This window comes from Oleiphilus sp. HI0086 (assembly GCF_001635225.1).
The window spans coordinates 1-1,661 of sequence record NZ_LWFZ01001033.1; the positions used below are offsets into that span (position 1 = coordinate 1).

General features: G+C 43.2%; 2 protein-coding genes. Both read right to left on the reverse strand.

Annotation, left to right across the window (positions count from 1 at the left end):
• Window positions 1-23: 23 nt before the first annotated feature.
• Entirely contained in the window at window positions 24-1,040 is a 1,017-nt protein-coding gene (gene gspK / locus A3756_RS18450) for a type II secretion system minor pseudopilin GspK (protein WP_068511059.1), read from the reverse strand.
• Window positions 1,040-1,661 (reverse strand): type II secretion system minor pseudopilin GspJ (gene gspJ / locus A3756_RS18455; RefSeq protein WP_156490589.1); only part of this gene is annotated, 622 nt, incomplete at its 5' end. The genes gspJ and gspK, both read right to left, overlap by 1 nt.

The window sequence follows — 1,661 nt, forward strand, 5'->3', positions numbered from 1 at the left end:
TTTGAACGACGCTAATCGTTTTATTATAGCGCCACTTGCTCTTTGGTAATTAAATATTTTTGGCCCTGGTTACGACTAAGAACCTGTAAAGACCCGTCTTCGTTACTCCGATAGAGTACACTTCTTAACCTGACCGTGCGCTCGGAAAGTGTCACTTCGGTCGCTAACTCGTAAAAGTCAGATCGAACCCCGATGTAATTAAAGTTTATTTTTCCATCCGCAACTAAAGTCTCAGCCTTAAACTCGTCAATATTCTTCCAGGCCTTATCCTGACGAGCTTCTACCAAGCTATCTGCCTGGGCATCAGTAAGGGTTTCACTTAAACTCTGTAAAACTTCCGCTGTTGCAGTATTTACATTAACGGGAGCCCAACCCTGAGGCAATACAGTGACATGCTCTAATAGTTTTTTGAAGTCTTCATTACTGATTGTGGGAAGTAATCGTAATTCTGATATATCGAGCATAGGCTGGCCAGCATTTCTATAAGGAGGGTCTAAGGACAAATACTCGCCATCTTCCGCCCCATCAAAACCACTTGAGTCCTGATTTTCATCAAGCCAGTCAATAATTTGCTCAAGCTTTACCGTTTCGATCGCCAAACGATTAAATAAACGAGTGAAGCGTTCCTTCATTACAGGGATAACTTCCCCTGTCACACTGACTAGGTCATTTAGATTCAGCTTCCCTTGAACATCATTAAACTGTGACGAAACAATTGCACCTTCATAGGGTCTTGTTAAAGAGGACTCAAGAAAGGCTAGGTCATCATAGAATTCTTTTTCTACATCTTTATCATTATCCCAATCATCTTTTAGCCACCACTTTGCATATAACTCGGAGCCAATCGCGTATTGATACGCTTGAGACTGGGCAAATAAATTACCGGCCTGCTGAACAAAAATACTCTGTCTGTTGTACATACCGACAGACAGTATAGAAACTAATGCGAAAACAAAGATGACAATCATCAAGGCGACCCCGCCCTGTTTTTTAACTGAGCATGGGTACTGAATACCGTATGTTCTATATAGCAGAGGCATCAGTCTTTAGCCTTCTGGCCATCAAGACCGTTATCTGAAGATGCGCCGCCACTTAATTCAAGCTCTTTGCCGGAAAAATAGCTCCCTACCTCAAACAAGCGCTTCACCTTGCCGAAGCGTTTATGTGCTATTTCGATTTCAATTGCCTTGGGTAAGCTGTTGTTTGTTTGACGCGGGTCAGGTGAAGTGGTCTCGCTGTCAAGCGATTCAACAGGCCACTTACCCACCCATGCATCGCTCTCATTCAAAAAACGAAAATCAAGAGATTCAATATCGTTTAAGAGAGTCTTTCGAATGCTTTCACTGTCCTGAGTCTGATCAAGCGCTGTCCAGTAGTGCCTTACAAGCTTTTCACTATCCAGCTCGTAGGCGACACGTTGAATCTCGGAACGCTTATCGTCTAAAGGATTACGCCAGCCTACTCGGCTAAATTGGATTTTATAAAAATCAGAGCTGCTATCCAGTGCGTTTTGATAGTCGCCATACTCGTCTCGTATCGAACGACCAATGACTTGCGAAAGGTCGCGCTTAACGATCAGCATTGCTTTTTGAATTTGATTCAGCTCTTCGAGATGAACCTGAGTACGATCACTACTTGTGATCGCTGAGTTCAATACCTGC

What these genes read in the sequence shown, in the direction of transcription:
- gspK (WP_068511059.1), bottom strand. Translation starts at nt 1,040, where the DNA reads ATGCCTCTGCTATATAGAACATACGGTATTCAGTACCCATGCTCAGTT.